This window comes from Polaribacter sp. (assembly GCF_024639685.1).
GTDB lineage: Bacteria > Bacteroidota > Bacteroidia > Flavobacteriales > Flavobacteriaceae > Polaribacter.
On record NZ_JAHEHX010000003.1, the window covers coordinates 49500 to 73139 of the forward strand.

Annotated in this window: 24 protein-coding genes and 1 tRNA gene; 19 read left to right on the top strand and 6 right to left on the bottom strand. The window is 31.3% G+C overall.

The window, feature by feature from the left end; genetic code table 11:
- Window position 1 precedes the first annotated feature (1 nt).
- Window positions 2-199, bottom strand: a complete 198-nt coding sequence (locus Q0L44_RS02435) for a DUF6370 family protein (protein WP_296634812.1) — start codon at window positions 197-199, stop codon at window positions 2-4.
- A 23-nt stretch (window positions 200-222) separates the two neighbouring features.
- Window positions 223-1908 carry a glutamine--tRNA ligase/YqeY domain fusion protein gene (locus Q0L44_RS02440; protein WP_296634814.1) on the bottom strand — a complete coding sequence of 562 codons (1686 nt, stop codon included), beginning with the start codon at window positions 1906-1908 and terminating at the stop codon, window positions 223-225.
- Between the two features lie 188 nt (window positions 1909-2096).
- Here Q0L44_RS02440 and Q0L44_RS02445 point away from each other — a divergent pair, with 188 nt between their 5' ends.
- From Q0L44_RS02445 to Q0L44_RS02485, 9 genes are all read left to right on the top strand, one after another.
- Complete coding sequence (locus Q0L44_RS02445) at window positions 2097-2312, top strand: zinc ribbon domain-containing protein (protein WP_296634817.1); 216 nt, start codon at window positions 2097-2099, stop codon at window positions 2310-2312.
- A gap of 57 nt (window positions 2313-2369) precedes the next feature.
- Window positions 2370-2753 carry a VOC family protein gene (locus Q0L44_RS02450; RefSeq protein ID WP_296634818.1) on the top strand — a complete coding sequence of 128 codons (384 nt, stop codon included), beginning with the start codon at window positions 2370-2372 and terminating at the stop codon, window positions 2751-2753.
- Window positions 2754-2772: 19 nt separating this feature from the next.
- Complete coding sequence (locus Q0L44_RS02455) at window positions 2773-3198, top strand: DUF2452 domain-containing protein (protein ID WP_296634822.1); 426 nt, start codon at window positions 2773-2775, stop codon at window positions 3196-3198.
- Window positions 3199-3555 carry a dihydroneopterin aldolase gene (gene folB, locus Q0L44_RS02460; protein WP_296634826.1) on the top strand — a complete coding sequence of 119 codons (357 nt, stop codon included), beginning with the start codon at window positions 3199-3201 and terminating at the stop codon, window positions 3553-3555.
- Window positions 3556-3560: 5 nt separating this feature from the next.
- The gene (locus Q0L44_RS02465; RefSeq protein WP_296634829.1) at window positions 3561-3941 is read left to right on the top strand and encodes a VOC family protein; all 381 of its coding nucleotides are present in this window, start codon (window positions 3561-3563) and stop codon (window positions 3939-3941) included.
- Between the two features lie 54 nt (window positions 3942-3995).
- Window positions 3996-4066, top strand: a tRNA-Cys gene (locus Q0L44_RS02470).
- A gap of 144 nt (window positions 4067-4210) precedes the next feature.
- Window positions 4211-5053, top strand: coding sequence for an MBL fold metallo-hydrolase (locus Q0L44_RS02475; RefSeq protein WP_296634830.1), 843 nt, complete (start codon window positions 4211-4213; stop codon window positions 5051-5053).
- A 12-nt stretch (window positions 5054-5065) separates the two neighbouring features.
- Window positions 5066-6778, top strand: a complete 1713-nt coding sequence (locus Q0L44_RS02480; protein WP_296634835.1) for a S8 family peptidase — start codon at window positions 5066-5068, stop codon at window positions 6776-6778.
- 68 nt (window positions 6779-6846) lie between these two features.
- Entirely contained in the window at window positions 6847-8700 is a 1854-nt protein-coding gene (locus Q0L44_RS02485; protein WP_296634839.1) for a M1 family metallopeptidase, read from the top strand.
- A 73-nt stretch (window positions 8701-8773) separates the two neighbouring features.
- Here Q0L44_RS02485 and Q0L44_RS02490 read toward each other — a convergent pair whose 3' ends face one another.
- From Q0L44_RS02490 to Q0L44_RS02500, 3 genes are all read right to left on the bottom strand, one after another.
- A complete protein-coding gene (locus tag Q0L44_RS02490; RefSeq protein WP_296634842.1) occupies window positions 8774-9442 on the bottom strand; it encodes a LysE family transporter in 669 nt (222 codons plus the stop codon).
- Between the two features lie 92 nt (window positions 9443-9534).
- A complete protein-coding gene (locus Q0L44_RS02495) occupies window positions 9535-10581 on the bottom strand; it encodes a ferredoxin--NADP reductase (protein ID WP_296634843.1) in 1047 nt (348 codons plus the stop codon).
- 89 nt (window positions 10582-10670) lie between these two features.
- On the bottom strand, window positions 10671-11660 hold the full coding sequence (locus Q0L44_RS02500) for an aspartate-semialdehyde dehydrogenase (RefSeq protein ID WP_296634846.1): 990 nt from the start codon (window positions 11658-11660) through the stop codon (window positions 10671-10673).
- A gap of 419 nt (window positions 11661-12079) precedes the next feature.
- On the opposite strand from Q0L44_RS02500, the gene Q0L44_RS02505 reads away from it, so the two are divergent.
- From Q0L44_RS02505 to Q0L44_RS02550, 10 genes are all read left to right on the top strand, one after another.
- Window positions 12080-13111, top strand: coding sequence for a rhodanese-related sulfurtransferase (locus tag Q0L44_RS02505; protein ID WP_296634848.1), 1032 nt, complete (start codon window positions 12080-12082; stop codon window positions 13109-13111).
- 354 nt (window positions 13112-13465) lie between these two features.
- A complete protein-coding gene (gene ricT / locus Q0L44_RS02510; RefSeq protein WP_296634850.1) occupies window positions 13466-14809 on the top strand; it encodes a regulatory iron-sulfur-containing complex subunit RicT in 1344 nt (447 codons plus the stop codon).
- Entirely contained in the window at window positions 14781-15275 is a 495-nt protein-coding gene (locus Q0L44_RS02515; RefSeq protein WP_296634853.1) for a gliding motility lipoprotein GldH, read from the top strand. The genes ricT and Q0L44_RS02515 overlap by 29 nt, the downstream gene beginning before the upstream one ends.
- 6 nt (window positions 15276-15281) lie before the next feature.
- Complete coding sequence (locus Q0L44_RS02520; RefSeq protein ID WP_296634855.1) at window positions 15282-17549, top strand: transglycosylase domain-containing protein; 2268 nt, start codon at window positions 15282-15284, stop codon at window positions 17547-17549.
- Between the two features lie 21 nt (window positions 17550-17570).
- Window positions 17571-18272 (top strand): CoA transferase subunit A, encoded by a 702-nt coding sequence (locus tag Q0L44_RS02525; RefSeq protein ID WP_296634858.1) that lies wholly within the window; start codon window positions 17571-17573, stop codon window positions 18270-18272.
- A gap of 2 nt (window positions 18273-18274) precedes the next feature.
- Complete coding sequence (locus tag Q0L44_RS02530) at window positions 18275-18931, top strand: 3-oxoacid CoA-transferase subunit B (RefSeq protein ID WP_296634860.1); 657 nt, start codon at window positions 18275-18277, stop codon at window positions 18929-18931.
- 1 nt (window position 18932) lies between these two features.
- Window positions 18933-19142 (top strand): hypothetical protein, encoded by a 210-nt coding sequence (locus Q0L44_RS02535; protein WP_296634863.1) that lies wholly within the window; start codon window positions 18933-18935, stop codon window positions 19140-19142.
- 306 nt (window positions 19143-19448) lie between these two features.
- Complete coding sequence (locus Q0L44_RS02540; protein WP_296634866.1) at window positions 19449-20210, top strand: exodeoxyribonuclease III; 762 nt, start codon at window positions 19449-19451, stop codon at window positions 20208-20210.
- A gap of 5 nt (window positions 20211-20215) precedes the next feature.
- Entirely contained in the window at window positions 20216-21523 is a 1308-nt protein-coding gene (locus Q0L44_RS02545) for a lytic transglycosylase domain-containing protein (RefSeq protein WP_296634868.1), read from the top strand.
- 69 nt (window positions 21524-21592) lie between these two features.
- Window positions 21593-22573 carry a DUF4837 family protein gene (locus tag Q0L44_RS02550; RefSeq protein WP_296634870.1) on the top strand — a complete coding sequence of 327 codons (981 nt, stop codon included), beginning with the start codon at window positions 21593-21595 and terminating at the stop codon, window positions 22571-22573.
- A gap of 54 nt (window positions 22574-22627) precedes the next feature.
- On the opposite strand, the gene trpS is transcribed toward Q0L44_RS02550, so the two are convergent.
- On the bottom strand, window positions 22628-23596 hold the full coding sequence (trpS, locus tag Q0L44_RS02555) for a tryptophan--tRNA ligase (RefSeq protein WP_296634874.1): 969 nt from the start codon (window positions 23594-23596) through the stop codon (window positions 22628-22630).
- Window positions 23597-23640: the final 44 nt, after the last annotated feature.

Genomic DNA, 23640 nt, shown 5'->3' on the forward strand with positions numbered 1-23640 from the left:
ATCATCCTCTATAGTTCCAATCACAGCCTTCCACAAAGTAGGCTTTATCGTCAAATCTTACAGCTAAATCACAGCCGGATTTGCTTTTTAATCCAAATTTACATTGACCACAAGAAAGCTCTGCAACTTCATTAAAGGTTGTTTTTTCTCTAGCACAAGATGCAAGTATCAATAGACCTAGAATTATTGTTTTTTTCATAACGACTCTTCCTAGTACTTCTTTTATTTTTTTGTCCAGCTATCTCTTAAGCCTACAATTTTATTAAAAACTAAAGCCTCTGGAGTAGCATCATAATCCACATTAAAATAACCTAATCGCTGAAATTGAAAACGTTCACCAATTTTAGCAGTTTGTAAACTAGGCTCCAAAAATGCATTGATCACTTCTAACGAATTAGGATTAACAAACTCCATAAAATCTTTGTCTTTATGAGAGTCAGGTGCTTCATCTAAAAGTAAACGATCATAAGCCCTAACCTGTGCTTGTATAGCGTGTTTTATAGAAACCCAGTGAATGGTTCCTTTTACTTTTCGCATACTTTCTGGCGTTCCACTTCCAGATTTCGTTAAAGGATCGTAAGTACATTGTATTTCAGTGATCTTTCCATTTTCATCTTTTGTACAGCTATTTGCTGTAATAAAGTAGGCATTTTTTAAACGAACTTCTTTACCCAATTTTAAACGGAAAAACTTTTTATTAGCCTCTTCTCTAAAGTCCTCTCTTTCGATATAAATTTCTCTAGAAAATGGAACTTTTCTGCTACCAAAACCATCTTCATAGTCGTTATAACTTGCCTCTAAAAGTTCTTCTTCTCCTTTAGGGTAATTGGTGATTACAACTTTTACAGGATCTAAAACCCCCATTACTCTTTTGGCTGTTTTATTAAGATCTTCTCGAATTTTAAACTCTAAAAGAGCTACATCAATTACATTTTCTCGTTTAGAAACACCAACGGTATCTATAAAGCTCCTAATAGCAGCAGGTGTATATCCTCTTCTTCTTAAACCAGAAATTGTTGGCATTCTTGGATCATCCCAACCAAAAACTATATTTTCTTCTACCAGTTTCAATAACTTTCGCTTACTCATAATAGTATAGCTTAAGTTTAAACGAGAAAACTCGCGTTGTTTTGGCGGATTTGGATAATCAGATTTACTGTAATTATGAACGTTTTCTATAAACCATTCGTACAATTCTCTATGAGGTTTAAACTCTAAAGAACATAATGAATGTGAAATTTGTTCTATATAATCGCTTTCTCCGTGAGTCCAGTCATACATTGGATAAATACACCAATCAGAACCAGTTCTATGGTGTGCTTTGTACATGATTCTATACATTAACGGATCTCTCATTAACATATTTGGACTAGCCATATCAATCTTTGCACGCAAAACATGTTCACCCTCTTTAAACTCTCCTGCTTTCATTGCTTGAAAAAGCTCTAAGTTTTCAGCTATAGTTCTATTTCTAAAAGGACTATTTGTGCCTTCTTCTGTTGGTGTGCCTTTTTGTGTTCTCATTTCTTCAGAAGTCTGAGAATCTACATAAGCTTTACCGTCTTTAATCAACAGTAGTGCCCAGTCATACAATTGCTGAAAATAATCTGAAGAATAACATTCGTTTTTCCATTGATATCCAAGCCAAGAAATATCTTCTTTAATGGCATCTACATATTCTTGCTCTTCTTTTGCAGGGTTTGTATCATCAAATCTTAAGTTTACAGGTGCATTATATTTTTCTCCTAGTCCAAAACTTATACCAATTGCTTTGATATGGCCTATGTGTAAATAGCCGTTTGGCTCAGGTGGAAAACGAAAACGTAAGGTTTCTTTTGGCATTCCATTCGCCAAATCGTCTTCTATAATATGTTCTAAAAAGTTAAGTGATTTGTGATCTTCAGACATCCTTGTATTTTAAAGTATATTTAATACAAAATTACATAAAATACTTTTTGAAACTATTATTTTACCATTTAAAGATGAAGTAAATTATTGCTGTTTATTTTATTCTTTTAGCTAGAAAAAAATAATAGTATTTAAATGTTTTGTAACAAATTAGTAAATTGATCTTCTAATATAAAATCATTTAAATTATGAGCAAACATATATCTAATTACAGTTGCCCTAAGTGTCATCATACCACCTATAAATTAGGAGAAATGAGAGCTACTGGAGGAACATTATCTAAAATATTTGATATTCAAAATCAAAAATTTACAAGCGTTACTTGCGAGAGATGCACGTATACTGAGTTTTATAAAACAAAAACAAGTGCAATTAGTAATGTTTTTGATTTTTTCACGAATTAGAAATTTAAAGTCCTCTGTTTTTTATCGTATTTTTGTAAACTGAAAACGTTAACAAAAATGCATACCTTTTCGTTTAATCATTTGGCATTATCTGTTTTAGATATAGAGCAATCTATAACTTTTTACACCTCGGTATTTGGTTTTAAAGAAATTAAAAATACTGCATCTGCTTCTAAAACAAGATGGTTACAATTGGACGGAAAAATACAATTGCATTTAATTGTTAGGTCTAACTTTAAAATTAAAACCAACAAAGCAGTCCATTTTGCACTATCTACCAAAGATATTGTTGGTTTTACGAAAAAATTAGATCGTTTAGGAATAGAGTATTCAGACTGGATAGGATCTGTAAATAAAGACTACATTAGAAATGATGGTGTTTTACAAGTATATTTTCAAGATCCCAATCAACATTGGATAGAAGTTAATAATGCAGTATAATTGGTAACCTTTGTGTTTTATGAAGAAAGAAAGTAAAAAACCAGATTTAGTAGTTTTTAATGAAGATACTCAGCAATATGATGCGGCTTTAAAACCTTATGGAACTTCTGCAAGCTCTCCAGTAATAAAGCCTTTAAATACTGCAAGTTGGAAAAACGATGGAATTCAACGTGTTAACAAACAACTTAAATCTAAGTTCGATGAAGTTAAAAAAGAGTACGAGGCTTTACTTGAGAAGTTTGAGTATAATGATTTAATTTACAATGCAAAATTTAGTTTCGAACCAATTTTTGGAGAAAACTATCATTTGTATAATAACAAAAACAATGAGCCTTTTTTGTCTATTATAGCTCCAGAGCAATGTAGTTTTGAGTATTTAGGTTCATTCAGGTTGAACACAGATAAAATGTGGGAAAAAATAGAAACTTTACCTAAAGAATCATAAATGGGAATAATTAAAGTAAATAATATAAAACTTTATGCTTATCACGGATGTTTAGATGAAGAAGCTAAAATTGGTTCATGGTATAGGGTTGATGTTGAGGTAAAAGCAAATCTGCAAAAATCTGCAAAAACAGATCAATTAAGTGATACTGTAGATTATGTTCATTTAAATCATATTGTAAAAGAAGAAATGCAAATACGTTCTAAGTTATTAGAAGAAGTTGCCCAAAGAATTTTAGATCGCTTTTTCAAAGAGATAAAAATGCTTAGAAAAGCATCGGTTGCAGTTTCTAAGATTAACCCTCCTATTGGTGGAAATGTAGAAGAGGTTGTTATAGTGTTGTCTAAGAAAAGATAATTCATTTGAATCTAAATCAAGTTACAATACTATCTTTAGATTTAGATAAAGCAGTTATATTTTATAAAACCTTAGGTTTAAATTTAATTGTAGATGCTTTGCCTTACTATGCAAGATTTCTTTGTCCAGATGATAATGCAACATTCTCAATTCATAAAGTAGAACAATTATCTCAAAATTCAGAGACTTCTATATACTTTGAGTGTGAAAATTTAGATGATAAAGTATCGAATTTGATTAGTCAAGGTATTATTTTTGACGAATTACCAAATGATAAACCATGGTTATGGAGAGAAGTTCGTTTAAAAGACTTGTATGGCAATCAATTGATTTTATATTTTGCAGGAGAGAATAGAATTAATCCTCCTTGGAAAATCAAAACGTAAAAAATACTTGCAAGCTTTGTAAAATTGCGTAAATTTGCAGTCCAATTGAAAAAAGGTGTCTTGGCCGAGTGGCTAGGCAATGGTTTGCAAAACCATGTACAGCGGTTCGAATCCGCTAGACACCTCAAAAAAACTCTGAAATTTATATTTCAGAGTTTTTTGTTTTTTTTCAAGAAAGATGCACTTTTTAATTAGAATCTTTAGAATTTTCTTAACGATTAACAATCTTTTTTTTAACATCTTTGTAACAATCTAAAGTTATAGAGAAGATGAAAATTTACCCAATAGAAACAGGAAATTTTAAACTAGATGGTGGTGCAATGTTTGGAGTTGTGCCTAAAACTATTTGGCAAAAAACAAATCCTGCAGATGCTAATAATTTAATAGACATGAGCATGCGTTGTTTGCTTATTGAAGATGAAAATCGATTGATTTTAGTAGATACAGGATTAGGAAACAAACAATCAGATAAATTTTTTGGATACTATTATTTATTTGGTGATTTTTCTTTAGATGCTTCTCTAAAAAACTTAGGATTTCATAGAGATGACATTACAGATATCTTTTTAACTCATTTGCATTTCGATCATTGTGGAGGTGTAATTGAAAGAAACAAAGAAGGTTTACTAATACCTGCTTTTAAAAATGCCAAAGTTTGGTCTAATGAAAAACACTGGTCTTGGGCTATAGAACCAAACCCAAGAGAAAAAGCATCCTTTTTAAAAGAGAATATCAACCCAATAAAAGAAAGTGATCAACTAGAGTTTATACATAGCAATTATCAAGAGCAAATTGGTTTTGATGTTTTATTTATGGATGGTCACACAGAAAAGCAAATGCTTCCTAAAATAGAATACCAAGGAAAAACCCTTGTATTTATGGCAGATTTGTTACCAACAACTGGGCACATACCTTTACCTTATGTTATGGGTTATGATACTAGACCATTACTTACCATTAAAGAAAAAGCAGACTTTTTAAATCTAGCAGCAGATGAAAATTATTATCTTTTTTTAGAACACGATGCACACAATGAAATCTGTACTGTGAAACATACAGAAAAAGGAGTAAGATTAAACACTACACATAAGTTTTCAGAATTATTTAGTTAAAATTATACAGAAATGAGAAATGTAAGAGCGTATTTTTTAAGTGCTGCAATCGCACTTGTTTTTTTAGGATGTAAAACAACACAAAATGTTGTAGTGCAACCAAATTTTAATCTCGTAAATACAACACCAGCAAAAAAAACAGACTTATCAGAAAATGAATTTCAAAGATGGTCTCATTTAGATATTACTCAAGATTCTGTTGCAGGTATGAGTTTATCTAAAGCTTACCAGTTTTTAGAAGGTAAAAAAAGCAAAGAAGTTATTGTGGCAATTGCAGATTCTGGAGTAGATGTAAAACATGAAGATTTAAAAGGGGTGCTTTGGATTAATCCTTCAGAAATTGATAGCAACAATATTGATGACGATAAAAATGGTTACAGAGATGATGTTTTTGGGTGGAACTTTCTTGGAAATAAAGAGGGAGAAATAGTTACCATAGATCAACTAGAAATTACAAGATTAGTACAAAAAGGTAAATCTAAATTTGCTAATGTAGATGTTGTAAATCTTTCTGAACAAGATAAAAAAGAGTATGATGCGCATTTAAAATTAGTAAAAGAGTATGATGCCACAATTATAGAAAAAGAGGTAGAACTTAGTAAAATGGAAGATTACCTTATTACTCTAGGGTTAATTCAACAAGACTTTAAAGCTGTTAGAGATTTAGCAAAACAAAAAACGTTAACGCTAGAATTAGTAAATAGCTTAAATGTTCCCAATTTACAAACACTTGTAAAGGTGAAAAATGTGGCTAACATTCTTAAGCAAGGAATGAATGAAGATATGCTAAATGAAGAACATGAAAAAGTTGTAGAATATCTTAAGGAAATAAAAAAAGCGATGAAAGGGTATGATTTAGAAATGAATTTTCGCCAATCTCTGGGAGATGATTTATATGATATTACAGATAAATTTTATGGTAATAATAATGTGCTAGGTACAGCAGAAGTAGCAAAACATGGTACACATGTAGCAGGTATTGTTGCAGCTAATAGAGCCAATAGTATTGGTGCAATTGGTGTTGCAAATAATGTAAAAATTATGACTGTAAGAATTGTGCCTGATGGAGATGAACATGATAAAGATGTAGCTTTAGGTATTAGGTATGCAGTAGATAATGGGGCAAAAATCATAAACACAAGTTTTGGTAAACGTTTTTCGCCAAACAAAAATTGGGTATTTGATGCTATTAAATATGCAGCAGAAAACGATGTTTTAATCGTAAATGCAGCAGGCAATGATGGTAAAAATATAGATAGCAGAGCATCTTATCCAACAGACTCTAAAGATATAATTATTGAGTATGCAGATAATGTAATTACAATTGGTGCAAGTAGCTTGTCTTATGACAAAAATTTACCAGCAAGTTTTTCTAATTATGGTAAAATTAATGTAGATGTTTTTGCGCCTGGCGTAGATATTTACGCTCCGGTTCCAAATGACAAATATGAGGCTTTAAGTGGTACGTCTATGGCTGCACCATCAACAGCAGGAGTTGCAGCTTTAATTAGAGGATATTATCCAAACTTAACAGCAAAAGAAGTAAAAGAAATAGTAATGAATTCTGGGGTAAAAATAAACTTTGATGTTATTAAGCCAGGTTCACAATCAGAAGATAATCCAGAAGGAGAATTAATTCCTTTTGCTGAACTTTCAGTTTCAGGCAGAATTGTAAATGCCTACAATGCTTTACAATTGGCAGATTATATTTCTAACAAAAAATAATAGAATCAAACAATTAAAGATTGTTGCTATTTTTATACTTTTATAATCAATTAAAAATTCAAATTATAATGAGAAAATTATTACTTCTACTAGTATCTGTAGGTTTTATTGTTGCTTGTGCAGAAATTAAAGATGTTCAGTATTCAGAAAACTCTAAGGACACAATGTCTTCAAACGCTAATGGTTATTGGCAGCAGCAAGTAGATTATACTATGGATATTGATATGAATGTAAATAACTATCAATATAAAGGAACACAGAAGTTAGTTTACACCAATAATTCTCCAGATGATTTAGATCGTGTATTTTATCATTTGTATTTCAATGCATTTCAACCTGGTTCACAAATGGACGTACGTTCTTTAAATATTGCAGATCCAGACAGAAGAGTAGGAGATAGAATTAGCAAATTAAAGCCAAATGAAATTGGTTACATAAAAGTAAATTCTTTAAAACAAGATGGTGCAGCTGTAACTTATGAAACAGTAGGTACTATATTAGAAGTACAATTACAAAAGCCAATTAAAGCTGGTGAATCTGTAACTTTTGATATGCTTTTTGATGCTCAAGTACCTGTGCAAATTAGACGTTCAGGAAGAAATAGTAAAGAAGATGTTGCACTTTCTATGGCCCAATGGTATCCAAAAATGGCTGAATATGATTTTCAAGGATGGCACACTCCTCCATACATTGCTCGTGAATTTCATGGAGTTTGGGGAGACTTTGATGTTACTTTACATATAGACAAAAGTTACGTAGTTGGTGGAACAGGTTACCTACAAAATCCGCAAGAAGTTGGACATAATTATGCTGATAAAAATCAATCGTTAAATTTACCTGAAGGCGATAAACTAACATGGCATTTTAAGGCGCCAAATGTGCATGATTTTATGTGGGCTGCAGATCCTGACTATAATCATGATATGCTAAAAATGCCTTCTGGATCAACTTTACACTTTTTTTACAAGAAAACTTTAGACGAAGAATATCTCCAAAACTGGAAAAAGTTACAGCCTCAAACTGCGGAGTTAATGGCTTATTTTTCAGAAAATGTTGGCAAATATCCTTACAAGCAATATTCTGTTATTCAAGGTGGAGATGGAGGAATGGAGTATGCAATGGCTACATTAATTACAGGTAAACGTAAATATGGTAGTTTATTTGGGGTTACCGCACACGAAATGGCTCATACTTGGTTTCAATTTTTATTAGCTTCTAACGAAAGTTTACATCCTTGGATGGATGAAGGTTTTACAAGTTACATTTCTAATAAAGCCGAGAATCAAATATTAAATGAAAACAAAGAGAATCCACATGCTGGTTCTTATAGAGGGTATAGAACAATTGTAGAAAGAGGTTATGAAGAATCACTTTCTACGCATGCAGATAGATATCATACAAACTGGGCTTATGGTACTGCAAGTTACTCTAAAGGAAACATCTTTTTATCTCAATTAGAATATGTAATTGGTTCAGAAAATGTAGCTAAAGGTTTAAAAAAATACTTTAATGAATTTAGCTTTAAACATCCAACTCCAAATGATATTAAACGCTCTATGGAAAAAGTTTCTGGTATACATTTAGATTGGTATTTAAATGAGTGGACACAGACTACACACACCATAGATTATGGAGTAAAATCTGTTGATGATAAAACCATTACTTTAGAAAGAATTGGTAAAATGCCAATGCCTATAGATGTTGATGTAGAATATGCAGATGGTACAACACAAAGTTTTAATATTCCATTAAGGATAATGAGAGGAACTAAGCCAACTAATGCAACAGTTTTAGAAGATTGGGCTTGGGCTATACCAACATATTCTTTCAATGCTGCTAAGTCTGTTAAATCTGTTACAATAGACAAAAGTGGATTAATGGCTGATGTTAAATTAGATAACAATACTTATCCTATAAAATAAGTTTTAGAATAGTCATAAAATAAAAAAGTGAAGCTGTTTTAGCTTCATTTTTTTTATGTGTAAGAACTAATAGTTAGTTCAAAAATTCGTTTATTTTTTCTTTAGGAATAAAGCCCATTAGCATTGAGTAGATACCACAGACAATAAGAATAATACCCATAATACGCTTAACTCTGTAAACGACTAACGGAGTCATCTTACTTTTAAGTTGTTTTGCTAAAAGTATTTTACATAAATCTGTGATAATATACCCTAGTATAATGGTGGCAAAGTAACAGAAAATTGCATTTTGATTCATTTTTAAGGCTGGTCCGATTACTAAAATTGTACCTAGCCAAAATGCTAAAACACCTATATTTATAAAATTTAAAAAGAAACCCTTTATAAAAAGTTTTAAATAGTTGTTCTCTACAATAGGCACTTCTATACTTTTAGCAGACTCTAGATCTTCTTTTTTGTTTTCTTTATCAAAATACGTAATTAATCCGTAAATTATTAAAATCAATCCTCCAATAAAAAACAGTCTTGGGTCGTCTTTTATCTTTTCTAACAAAGATCTACTTCCATAATAACTAATAAGAATAAAACAGATATCACCTAAAATCACCCCTAAATCTAGTGCAATAGCAGCTCTAGCTCCTTTTAAAATACTGGTTTGTATGAGCATAAAAAATACAGGCCCAATCATAAAAGCCATAAAAAAACCAATAAGAAAAGCGTTTTTAAAGTCGTAAATATCCATTGAAGCTAAAAATACTATTTTTTAGTTGAAGCATAAAAAAAAGGATGAGAAACCATCCTTATGTTTTATTTTTAGCGTTTATTTCTAAGCAATTAAACATCATCAAAATCAATAGAAATAGTTGCTGTTGTTGGATGAGCTTGGCAGGTTAAAATAAAACCTTCTTCTACTTCACTGTCTGTTAAAATTGAGTTTTTAGTCATAATAGCTTTACCTTCAGTTACTTTTGCTAAACAAGAACTACAAACTCCACCTTGACATGAGTAAGGAGGGTCTAAATCGTTACGTAAACTAGCGGCTAAAATATCATCTGATTGTTGCATGTTGAAAGTCGTTTCTTCATCATCTAGCAAAATTGTAATTTTAGAAGTACCCTCTTGTACTTCTGCTACAGCTTCCTTATCTATACTGGCTGTAAACAATTCAAAGTGAATGTTTTCTTTCGTAAAGTAGCCGCTTTTTAAAGTGTTAGTAACCTCATTTATCATTGCCTCTGGCCCACATAAATAGGCAGCATTAAAAGTGGTTTCTTTGTACATGTTTTTTACAAAGTAGTTGGTTACACTTTTATCTATTCTTCCTTTTAATTGGTTTTTTACTTCTTCTCTACTAAAGATATAGTGTAGCTTGAATTGTGTTGAATATTCTTCTTTTAAAGAATTCAATTCATCATAAAAGATAGTGTCTGCTGCAGTTTTGTTACCATAAACCAAGGTAAATTTAGAAGTTGGTTCATTTTCTAAAACAGACTTTACCATAGAAAGAATAGGTGTAATTCCTGAACCTGCAGCAAAAGCAATATAGCTTTTGTTTGACTCTGGTTGCAATTCAAACCTACCTTCAGGAGCAGAAATATCTATCTCATCTCCAGCTTTTAGAACAGAAGTTGCATACTGAGAAAATTTGCCATTTTCTATAGCTTTTATTGCTACTCTAATTTCACCACTTTTAGCAGTAGAACAAATGGAATATGCTCTTCTTACTTCTTCTCCATTTATTATGGTTTGTAGTGTTATGTATTGCCCAGCAACAAAATTAAAACCTTGTTTTAATTGTTTAGGTATATCAAATAAAACAGAAACCGCGTTTGCGGTTTCTTGTTTAACTTCTTGTATGTTTACTTTGTGAAAATTTGCCATTTTAAATAAATATAAATTCTATTATAAATTAGTTCTCGATACAATTTTTCATACCTCAAAATCATTCGAACTGACATTAAGGATTACATCTATACTAAATTATTTGCAATTAAATATTCAGCTATTTGAACTGTGTTGGTTGCAGCACCTTTTCTTAAGTTGTCTGCAACAATCCACAAATTTAAGGTATTTTCTTGAGATTCGTCTCTTCGAATTCGTCCAACAAATACTTCATCTTTATCATGCGCATTTATAGGCATTGGATATATGTTGTTTGCCAAATCATCTTGAACATCAACTCCCGGAAAATCATTTAATAATTGACGCACTTCAGCCAAATCAAAATCATTTTCAAATTGTACATTTACAGCCTCTGAGTGCCCACCAGCAGTTGGAATACGAACAGCTGTTGCAGTAACTGAAAAAGAGTTATCTCTTAAAATTTTCTTTGGCTCCTTTACCAATTTCATTTCCTCTTTGGTGTAACCATTTTCTAAGAAAATATCGCAATGAGGTAAAGCGTTTCTACCAATTTTGTATGGGTAAGCCATTTCTCCATCAACACCGGCTTCTTCATTATCTAATTGTTGCACCGCTTTTACTCCTGTTCCAGAAACAGATTGATAGGTAGAAACAACCAAACGTTTCATAGTGTATTTTTTGTGCAAAGGCGCTAAAGCCATTACTAACTGAATGGTAGAGCAGTTTGGGTTTGCTATAATTTTGTCATCAGCAGTTAAAACATCACCATTAATTTCTGGTACTACCAATTTTTTATCAACATCCATTCTCCAAGCAGAAGAATTATCAATAACTGTGGTGCCAACTTCAGCAAATTTTGGAGCCCATTCTAAAGAAGTTTCTCCACCTGCAGAAAATAAGGCAATATCTGGTTTTAAGTTTACAGCATCCTTTAAGGTTACTATTGTAAACTCTTTGCCTTTGTAACTTAATTTTTTACCTGCAGATCTTGCAGAAGCTACAGGAATAAATTCTGTTATTGGTAAATTGCGTTCTTCTAAAACTTTTAACATTACTGTGCCAACCATACCTGTTGCACCAACTACTGCTACTTTCATTATTTTAAATTTTGATTCTAAATTCTTTACAAAGATGAGAACTAAATAAATGCTAACCATTATTTTAATAAATATTTACCAATATATTTCCAGTTGTTTAAATTTTAACAAGATGTAGTAAAATTTAATTTTGAAGCTATTTCCAGCTTTCAGCACTCGCTTTTTTATGCTGAATTTATTTCAGTATCTTTCTATATGAAAACTATTTTAACTACTATTAACAGAAGTTGAATGAGTTTAGCATAAAAAAGAGCTTAAACAAAGTCTTCAATCTAGGCTAAGCATTTTTAGAATTGTATGTGTTTAGGTCATTTTAAGATTAAACAAATTGCCTTCGGTTTCTAAAATAATTGTAGTTTTGTATAGAATTATTTTACGAACAAAAACTGAATAAAGTTCAGCTTAAAAAAAGGTATAGCATGCAACTGTACAATAAATTAAGCGCAAAAGAACGCGCAGAATTAATTGATAAAGCTGGTAAAGACAGACTTACCATTTCTTTTTATCAATATCATCAAATTAAAAACCCACAAATCTTAAGAGACAAGTTATTTCTAGAATGGAATGCTTTAGATGTTTTAGGACGAATTTACGTTTCTTACGAAGGTATTAATGCTCAACTTTCTGTGCCTTCAGAAAATTTTTATGCGTTAAAAGATCAATTAGATAGCATTAGCTTTCTAAAAGATATTCGTTTAAATGTAGCTGTAGAACAAGACAATAAATCGTTTTTAAAACTAAAAGTTAAAGTTAGAAACAAAATTGTTGCTGATGGTTTGAACGATGATACTTTTGATGTTACCAACAAAGGTGTGCATTTAAATGCCAAAGAGTTTAACGAAATGTTGGCAAACCCAAATACGGTTTGTGTTGATATGCGAAATCATTACGAAAGTGAAATTGGGCATTTTGATGGAGCTGTAACTCCAGATGTAGATACCTTTCGTGATTCGTTAGATATTATAGAAGAAGACTTAAAAGACAACAAAGAGGATAAAAATCTATTGATGTATTGTACAGGAGGTATTCGTTGTGAGAAAGCCTCTGCATACTATAAGCATAAAGGATTTAAAAATGTGTTTCAGTTAGAAGGTGGTATTATAGAATACACACGTCAAGTAAACGAAGAAGGCATAGAAAATAAATTTATAGGTAAAAACTTTGTGTTCGATCATAGAAGAGCAGAGAAAATTACAGATCATGTAGTTGCAAATTGTCATCAATGTGGAAAACCTTGTGATACGCATACCAATTGTGCAAATGAAGGATGTCATTTGTTATTTATTCAGTGTGATGAGTGTTCAGAAAAAATGGAAAACACCTGTTCTACAAGTTGCCAAGAAATTATTTATTTACCTTATGAAGCGCAAAAAGAACTTCGAAAAGGCAAACACGCGAGTAATAAAATTTTTAAGAAAGGGAGAAGTAAGGTTCTAAAATACAAGAACTAATTTCTTAAATAATATAGCAAAAAAGACCTCATATGAGGTTTTTTTTATGCGAATCAGCAAATACTAATTCGTTTACTACGAATTCTAATTTAGATATTTATTAAGAAAATAAAGGCTATAATTTAGGTGTATAATTAAAGAAAAATAAAGAAGATTTATGTTGAAAAAGCTATTTTTTCATTCTTTAAGAATACGTATATTTACGAAATAGATAAGATTAGGTGCAAACATTGTATAAGCCTGATTATCAAATTATGAATCATACGTTTTCTAGCAAATTAGCCTATTATCAAGGTCCATATTTACTAAGTAGTATTAGTAAAAGCTAAGAACGGAAAAAAATATATATTTTACATGGCATGTGGAAGTTGTGGTACAACAGAAAATGGAGTACCAAAGGGTTGTAAAAGTAATGGTAATTGTGGCACAGGAACTTGTGTAAGTGGAAGTGAAAAACTAGCTGTTTTCGATTGGCTTTCGAATATGAAATTACCAAGTGGGCAAGAGAGTTATAATATTTTTGAAGTACGTTTTAAAAACGGAAGAAAACACTTTTATAAAAATGTAGATAATTTACCCTTAACTATGGGTGATATTATTGCAGTAGAGGGTTCTCCAGGTCATGATATTGGTACAATTTCTTTAGCAGGTGAATTGGTAAAAGTGCAAATGAAAAAACGCAAAATTACTGAAGATCATGAAAATGTTAAGAAAATATATAGAAAAGCTACTCAAAGAGATATAGACGTATGGCAAGTTGCTAGAGCTAAAGAAGAAGAAACGCAAAAAAGAGGTAGAGAAATTTTAGGAAAGCTTGGTTTACAAATGAAGCTCTCTGATGTAGAATATCAAGGAGATGGAAACAAAGCAACTTTTTACTACACAGCAGATGCTAGAGTAGATTTTAGACAATTAATTAGAGATTTAGCAGGCGCGTTTTCCATTAGAGTAGAAATGAAACAAGTTGGCGCTAGACAAGAAGCTGCAAGGTTAGGTGGTGTTGGTTCTTGTGGGAGAGAATTATGCTGTTCTACTTGGTTGACAGATTTTAGAAAAGTAAGTACATCTGCAGCAAGGTATCAACAATTATCTTTAAACCCACTAAAATTAGCAGGTCAATGTGGTAAATTAAAATGCTGTTTAAATTTTGAATTAGATACCTATTTAGATGCGTTAAAATCTTTTCCAAAACAAGACCTTGTTTTAAAAACAGAAAAGGGTGATGCTGTCTTTGTTAAAATGGATATTTTTAAAAAGTATCTCTGGTATACCTATAAAGAAGAGCGTTTTAAATGGTTTCGTTTAACATTAGATCAAGTACAAGAAATTATAGAGCTAAATAAAAATAATGAGAAATCTGTTTCTTTAGAAGAATATGAGTCTGATTTAGAAATTGTTGAAAAAGTAAGTTTTGAAGATGCTGTAGGACAAGATAGTTTAACACGTTTTGATGCACCTAAACCAAGTAACAGAAGAAGAAATAACAGGAATAAGAGAAAGAAAAAACCTGTTACTATAATTGCTGAAAAAACTTCGAATCAAAATAAAAATAATTCACAGAAAAGAAAGCCTAGAAATAACCCCAACCAAAATAACCCAAAAGCGGAAGGAGCCAAGCCAAATAAACCTAGAAGAAATAATAGAAATAGAAAAAACAACAAAAATCAAAATGGGAATAGTGCTAAAGAAAACTCATAAATTTTTTATTTTATTTCTAATTACTGTTCTGTATAGTTGCAACTCTAATATTGAGTTTACAGAATACAATACATTGCAAAATAGTAATTGGAAATCTCATGAGAAAGTCTCATTTATTTTTGAGGTGACAGATACTATTAAACCCAAAAATTTGTTTATTAATATTAGAAATAACAATAACTATCCATTTAGTAATTTATATGTTATAACTGAGTTAAAAACTCCAAATGGAGACCAAATTATAGATACTTTACACTATGCAATGACAGATGCTAAAGGAAAATTTTTAGGAAATGGCTTTGCAAACCTAATAGAAAATAAACTCTTTTATAAAGAACAAATAAAATTTGCAACCCCTGGAGAATATCAATTTAATATTCGACATGCAATGCGAAAAAATGGCCAAATAATTCCTTTAGCTCAGTTAGAAGGGATACAAGATATTGGTTTTAGTATCGAAAAATAGTATAAAATGGTAAAGGAAAAGATAAGTTTTAGAAAATATATTATCTGGTTTTGGGCACTCATTTTAGGAGGTGTTTTAATTTTGGCAGGTTTGTTTTTTACAGCCTCTATAGGTGGTTTAGGTGATTTACCTACTTTTGAAGAATTAGAAAATCCACAAACCAATCTAGCTACCGAGGTAATTTCTTCAGATGGTGTAACCATAGGTAAGTATGCTACAGAAAATAGAACACCTGTTCATTTTAATGAATTACCTCAAAATTTGGTAAATGCATTAGTAGCTACAGAAGATGAGCGTTTTTACGACCATTCAGGTATCGATTTTAAAGGGACAGCAAGAGCTGTTTTAAAGCCAGGTAGTGGAGGTGCAAGCACAATTACACAACAATTGGCAAGAATGTTATTTACTGGTCCAAAATCTAGGAATAAAATTAAAAGAGTACTTCAAAAAGTGAAAGAATGGGTAGTTGCTACCAAGTTAGAAAAGCAATATACCAAGCAAGAAATTATTGCGATGTATTTAAACAAATACGATTTTTTAAATCAAGCAGTAGGTATTCGTTCAGCAGCTAGAATTTACTTTGGTAAAGAACCAAAAGAGTTAGAAATTCATGAATCTGCAATGTTGGTGGGTATGCTTAAAAACTCTTCATATTTTAATCCATTAAGAAGGGAAGCATTAGTAAAACAAAGAAGAAATGTTGTTTTATTACAGATGACGAAAAATGATTTTATTACAGAAGAGGAAAAGAAAAGTTTACAACAATTACCTTTAGAATTAAATTATACTCCAGAAAGTCATGATGAAGGATACGCTACTTATTTTAGAGCACACTTGCAAAAATTGATGCGTACTTGGGTAAAAAATTATCCAAAACCAAATGGAGAGGAATACAACATTTTTAAAGATGGCTTAAAAATTTATGTTACTATAGATTCTCGAATGCAAAAATATGCAGAAGAGGCAGTTACAGAACATATGGCTAATTTACAATCCTATTTTTTTAAAGAGCAAAAATACAATAGAACTGCTCCTTTTTACGATTTAGAAAAAGAGCAAATTGATAGAATTTATCAAAGAGCAAAAAGAAACTCAGATCGTTATAAGCGTTTAAAAGCTGTTGGAAAAACAACCAAAGAGATAAATAAAATATTTAGCACTAAGACAAAAATGAAAGTCTTTTCGTGGAAAGGGGTTAGAGATACTGTAATGTCTCCTAATGACTCTATTAGGTACTACAAACATTTTCTACGTTCTGGATTATTATCAATAACACCAGAAACAGGTCATATAAAAGCTTGGGTTGGTGGTATTAATAATAAATTCTTTAAATACGATGCTGTAGCACAACAAAAAAGACAGGTAGGTTCAACATTTAAGCCATTTGTATATGCAACAGCTATTAACCAATTAAGAATGTCTCCCTGTGACAAATTACCAAACATACGCTATACTATACCCAAAGGTAAATATGGAATTCCAGAAGCTTGGACACCAGATAATTCTTCAGAAAAATATGGAGGTATGCTTACTTTAAAAGAGGGTTTAGCAGGATCTATAAATACAATTTCAGCAAATTTAATAGATAAAGTAGCTCCAGAAAATGTTGTTCGTCTAGCAAAAGCTTCGGGGATAGAAACGAACATAAGAGCCAACCCATCTATAGCTTTAGGTGCAGTAGACTTGTCTTTATTAGAAATGGTAAGTGCCTATAGTACTTTTGCAAACAGAGGCTTACGAGTAAAACCAATGATTATCACTCGAATAGAAGACAAAAACGGTACAGTTTTAAAAGACTTTGTTTCTGAAACACAAGAGGTACTGAGTGAAGAGTCTGCGTACGTAATTTTAAATCTATTAGAAGGAGTTACACAATCTGGTTCTGGTATAAGGTTGAGAACAGACTGGTCTTCAGGAGGTGGAGCTGTTACTGGGTTCCCTTATAATTTTACAAATCCTATTGCTGGTAAAACAGGAACAACTCAAAATCAATCTGATGGTTGGTTTATGGGTATTGTACCTAATTTAGCCACTGGTGTTTGGACAGGAGGTGAAGATAGAGCAACTCATTTTGCTGGTATTGCAAAAGGCCAAGGAGCTACAATGTCTCTCCCAACTTGGGCTCTTTTTATGAAAAAATGTTATGCAGATGAATCGTTAAACATTAGTGTGGAAGAGTTTGAAAAACCAGAACAACTTACTATAGATATTAATTGTAATAAAATAGAGGAAGAGGATATACAGAAACTTCCAGAAGATGACACAGATTTTTAAGAATTTTTTAAAAATATTGCTATGATTAACAAAAAAGTAAAAAATGTACAAGAGGCTTTAAAAGGTGTAAAAGACAACATGACTTTAATGTTGGGTGGTTTTGGACTTTGTGGTATTCCTGAAAACGCCATTTTGGAATTAGTAAATTTAAATGTTAAAGACGTTACTTGTATATCTAATAATGCAGGTGTAGATGATTTTGGATTAGGTTTGTTGCTACAAAACAAACAAATAAAAAAAATGATTTCCTCTTATGTAGGAGAAAACGATGAGTTTGAGCGTCAAATGTTGTCTGGTGAACTAGAAGTAGAATTAACTCCACAAGGAACTTTGGCTGAAAAATGTAGGGCTGCACAAGCCGGATTTCCTGCTTTTTATACCCCTGCTGGCTATGGTACAGAAGTAGCTGAAGGTAAAGAAACAAGAGAATTTGTTGGTAAAATGTATGTTTTAGAGCCCGCTTTTAAAGCAGATTTTGCTTTTGTAAAAGCTTGGAAAGGAGATGCTGCAGGGAATTTAGTCTTTAAAGGAACATCTAGAAATTTTAATCCCAATATGTGTGGTGCAGCAAAAATAACAGTTGTTGAGGTAGAAGAATTGGTAGAGGTTGGTGCTTTAGATCCTAACCATATTCACATTCCAGGAATTTTTGTTCAGAGAATTTTTCAAGGGACTAATTATGAAAAGAGAATTGAGCAAAGAACAGTAAGACAAAAAAAGTAAGTATGGCTTTAGATAAAAATGGAATTGCAAAACGAATTGCGCAAGAAGTTCAAGATGGTTTTTATGTAAATCTAGGTATAGGTATACCAACTTTAGTCGCCAATTACGTAAGAGAAGATATTGAGGTTGAGTTTCAATCAGAAAATGGTGTCTTAGGTATGGGACCTTTTCCTTTTGATGGTGAAGAAGATGCAGATATTATAAATGCAGGAAAACAAACTATTACTACAATGCCTGGTGCTAGTTTTTTTGACTCTGCAACCAGTTTTGCTATGATTCGTGGCAAGCATGTAGATTTAACAATTTTAGGAGCAATGGAAGTTGCAGAAAATGGAGATATTGCCAACTGGAAAATACCAGATAAAATGGTAAAAGGTATGGGTGGTGCCATGGATTTAGTAGCTTCTGCAGAGAATATTATTGTGGCAATGATGCACTCTAATAAAAGAGGTGAATCTAAGATTTTAAAACAGTGTTCTTTACCATTAACAGGGGTAGGCTGTGTAACAAAGGTAGTAACTAATTTAGCCTTTTTAGAAGTTAAAAATAACGCTTTTCATTTGTTAGAAAGAGCTCCAGGAGTTTCTGTAGAAGAGATTCAAAAAGCCACAGAAGGTACTTTAGTGGTTCATGGTGATATACCCGAAATGATGATTTAGTATGAATCAATTAAAATTTATCATACCTTTTCTTTTTGGATTAATTATATATAGAATACTTGGTTTTGAACTTAATTTTTATACGATAATTATTAATTTTGGATTAGCTTATGTATTAGCTCCAAAATTTAAAATTATTCAAAAACAGCATGGAGAGGAAGAGCAAATGAAATGGTTGTTTTTCAAAAAACTAATTAATAAAAAGCTATGATCTTCTAAGATGAAAAAAATAGCACATTATCAAAGATTAATTTTTTTATTCGTTTTCTTGTTAACCTACATAATTGCTTATTTCTGTATGTTAAAAAACCCAACGTTAAGAACCATTTTTTCGATTACATTGGCTTTTGTTTTATCGCCAAGAAAAAAGAGAATTGAAACACAAAATGGTGTGAAGACACAAATAACTTGGCTTTTTTTGAAAGAACCAATAATCATAGATTAATAATTAAAAGAATGATTTCTCTTTTCCTGTAGACAAATTTGAAAAAGGGTTAAAGAATTAAAAAAGAGGTAAATGAAAATAATATCATATAACGTAAATGGAATTAGAGCAGCAATAAAAAAAGGTTTTTTAGATTGGTTAACGGCAGCAAGTCCAGATGTAATTTGTATTCAAGAAACCAAAGCACATAAAGAACAACTAGATTTAACCTTATTTGAAGAAGCGGGTTATCCTTATCACTATTGGTTTTCTGCACAAAAAAAAGGCTATTCATCTGTAGCTATTTTGTGTAAACAAAAACCAAATCATATTGAATATGGAACAGGGATTGAGTCTATGGATTTTGAAGGTAGAAATTTACGAGTAGATTTTGATGAGGTTTCTATTATGAGTCTGTATTTACCCTCAGGAACAAATTTAGGTAGATTGAATTTTAAACTAAATTATATGGATGAATTCCAAGAATACATCAATAATTTAAAAGAAGAAATTCCCAATTTAGTAGTTTGTGGAGATTATAATATTTGTCATGAAGAAATAGACATTCACAACCCAAAAATGAAAGGAGTTTCTGGTTTTTTACCAGAAGAAAGAACTTGGATAGGAGATTTCATCTACAGTGGTTTTGTAGATAGTTTTCGTCACTTAAACAAAGATGTTCAACAATTTTCTTGGTGGAGTTATAGAGCCAACGCAAGAGCCAATAACAAAGGTTGGAGGTTAGATTACGCCATGGTTTCACAACCCTTAGAAGATAAAATTAGTCGTGCTTATATTTTACCAGAAGCTAAACATTCAGATCACTGTCCTATAGCTGTAGAATTAGATATATAAAATTTATGAGGTTATTTTTATTCTTTCTATTAATTAGTATTTCGGCTTTTGCGCATAAAAAAAAAGACGCTCTTTTAATTCTACAAGGAGATACTGTTATTGCCACAAAAATTGATACTGTTGAAATTAAAAACCAAGACTTCTTTACAGATAATGATTTAAAAGTTATCGATAGTTTATTGGTAGACTATAAATTTAGTTCTCCTCTAATTGATACTTTAGAGTATGTGCTTGATGATAAAGATGTTATTGGGAATACAATAAAAGTACTTACTACAGATTTATTAAAAGAACGATTGTCTAACTTAAATGACAATACGCCTTTTAATTTAGCTTATAACCCTGCTTTAGAGAAAGTAATCAATAGCTATCTGTTATACAGAAAAAAATATTACCCTGCATTAATGGCAAAAGCAAAGTATTACTTTCCGATGTTTGAGCAATATCTCGATCAATATGACATTCCTTTAGAAATGAAATATCTAGCGATTGTAGAGTCTGCGTTAAGGCCAAAGGTTAGGTCTAGAGTTGGGGCTTCTGGTTTATGGCAATTTATGTATGGAACAGGCAAACAGTTTGATTTAAAACTGAGTTCTTATGTAGATGAAAGGTTTGATCCTGTAAAAGCAACTGTTGCAGCTTGTAAATATTTAAGTCAATTGTATGGTGTTTTAGGAGATTGGGATTTGGCCTTAGCAGCTTATAACTCTGGGCCTGGTAATGTTTCTAAAGCCATAAAAAGATCGGGAGGATATAAAAATTATTGGAACATAAGACCATTTTTGCCGAACGAAACAGCAGGTTATGTTCCTGCTTTTTATGCTACTATGTATATTTTTGAATATGCAAAACATCATCAAATATATTCAGAATTACCAAAGTTTTTTAAATTTCAGACAGATACAGTTCGTGTAAAAAGAACCATTTCTTTCGATCAGATTTCAGAAACAATTAATGTAGATGAAGAGGTTTTAATTTTTTTAAATCCTGCTTATAAATTAAACATTATTCCCTTTGTAGTAGGCAGAGATTATGCGCTTCGGTTACCAAGTGCTAAAGTTATTGACTTTTTAGATAAAGAAAAAGAATTATATGCGTTAGCAGATGCAGATGATGCAAAAAGAGAAAAGCCGTTACCAAGGTATTTTGAAATGGATAAGCGAATTCGTTATAAAGTTAAAAGTGGTGATTATTTGGGTAAAATTGCAAATAAATTTGGAGTTAGAGTTAGTAGTATTAAAAGTTGGAATCGTCTAAAAAATAGTAACTTAAAAATAGGACAAAGGTTATATATTTATCCGAAAAGAATTTAATAAAAATACCTTTATCGTTTTTTTGGAATAATCTTTGATAATCTATTTAAAATTAAAAAAAATAATTCAATGAGAAAAATAGTTTCATTTGTAATCTTCGCCAATTTATTGGTTTCCTGTGTTGGAAATGACAAAATGGTGTTAAAAGATTCTATAGGAAGAATAAATAAAGTAATGGTTGTTGCTAAAATTAGTGATTGGACAGGAGATATTGGCCAAGAAATAAGAAATTCCTTTGGAGAGTTGATGGTAGGTTTACCGCAGTCTGAACCTATACTATCTGTTTCTCAAGTTGCTCCAAATGGCTTTAGTTCTATGATGAAGGCAAGTAGAAACATTTTAGTTGTTTCAGAAGGAAAACAAGCTAATTTTTCTGTAAAGCAAAATGTATATGCAAAACCTCAAACCATCATTAATGTCCAGGGTAAAGATGACAACGAAATCATAGAAATCCTTCAAAACCGTAAAGAAGAAATTAGAAAAATATTTTTAGATGCAGATATCGCATTTACTCAAGCTATATTTAACAAAGACCTAAGTAAACAACAATACAAAACCCTAAATAATTTAGGTTTAAGCTTAAACATCCCTAGTAAATTTAAAACGGTAGACGATACAGGAGATTTTTTATGGTTGCGTAATCATTTAACAAGTGGAATTGCAAAAACAGGAAGTAATAATATTTTGGTTTACAGTCTTCCTTTAAAAGATAAAACAGCCATTGTAGACAATATTGTAAGTAGTAGAAATGAAATAGGTGAAAAATATATACCTGGTTCAGACCCGGAAACTATGCATATGATTACAGAGGCAGCTTACACACCTTTTACTTTTGATGCAATAATTGATGGCAAAAAGGCTTTTGAAACTAGAGGTAAATGGGAAGTTAAAAATGATTTTATGGCTGGCCCTTTTTTAAATTATACAATTTTAGATGAAGCGAATAATCGTCTGATTGTAGTAGAGGGATTTACATATGCGCCATCGATTAAGAAAAGAGCTTTTTTATTTGAATTAGAAGCAATTGCAAAGTCTTTAAAAATTAAATAATTACTTTAATAAAAACTAAATATAAAAGCCGCTATTTAGCAGCTTTTATATTTTTTAATATCCTATTTTTTTACGAACTCTTTGTAGTACTTCATTAGCAGTTTCAGTAGCTTTTTCTGCTCCAAGTTTCAAGGCTTCGTCAATTTCATGATGGTTATTCATATAATGATGATAACGTTCTCTAATAGTTTCAAACTTGCCTATAATTAATTCATACAAGGCTTGTTTTGCGTGGCCATATCCATAATTCCCACCTTCGTAATTTGCTCTCATTTCTGTAATTTGCGCATCAGAAGCTAATAATTTATATAAAGCAAATACATTATCAGTATCTGGGTCTTTAGGTTCTTCTAATGGGGTACTATCTGTTTTTATACCCATAATTTGTTTTCTTAACTTTTTATCGGTTAAAAAAATATTGATGGTATTTTCTCTAGACTTGCTCATTTTTTCACCATCAATTCCTGGAACCAATTTTGTATTCTCTTGAATTTTAGCTTTTGGAGCTACCAATGTTTCTCCAACCACATTGTTAAACCTGTTGGCAACATCTCTGGTCATTTCTAAGTGCTGTAATTGATCTTTACCTACAGGTACAATTTCTGCATCATACAATAAAATATCTGCGGCCATTAACATTGGGTAGGTAAATAGACCTGAATTTACATCAGATAAACGGTCTGCTTTGTCTTTAAAACTATGAGCCAATGTTAACCTTTGGTAAGGAAAGTAACAACTTAAATACCAACTTAATTCAGTTACTTGAGGTATGTCGCTTTGTCTATAGAAAACAGTTTTGCTAATGTCTAAACCACATGCAAGCCAAGTAGCAGCAGTACTATAAGTGTTTTCCCTTAACTGTTTACCATCTTTAATTTGAGTTAAAGAGTGCATGTCTGCAATAAAAAGAAACGCTTCGTTTTTAGGATCATTTGCCATTTCTATTGCTGGTAAAACAGCTCCTAAAAGATTTCCTAAATGTGGTGTTCCTGTACTTTGTACTCCTGTTAAAATTCTAGACATTTATTAAAGTTTATCAAATTTTATTTAAAAAAAATTAAACGAAA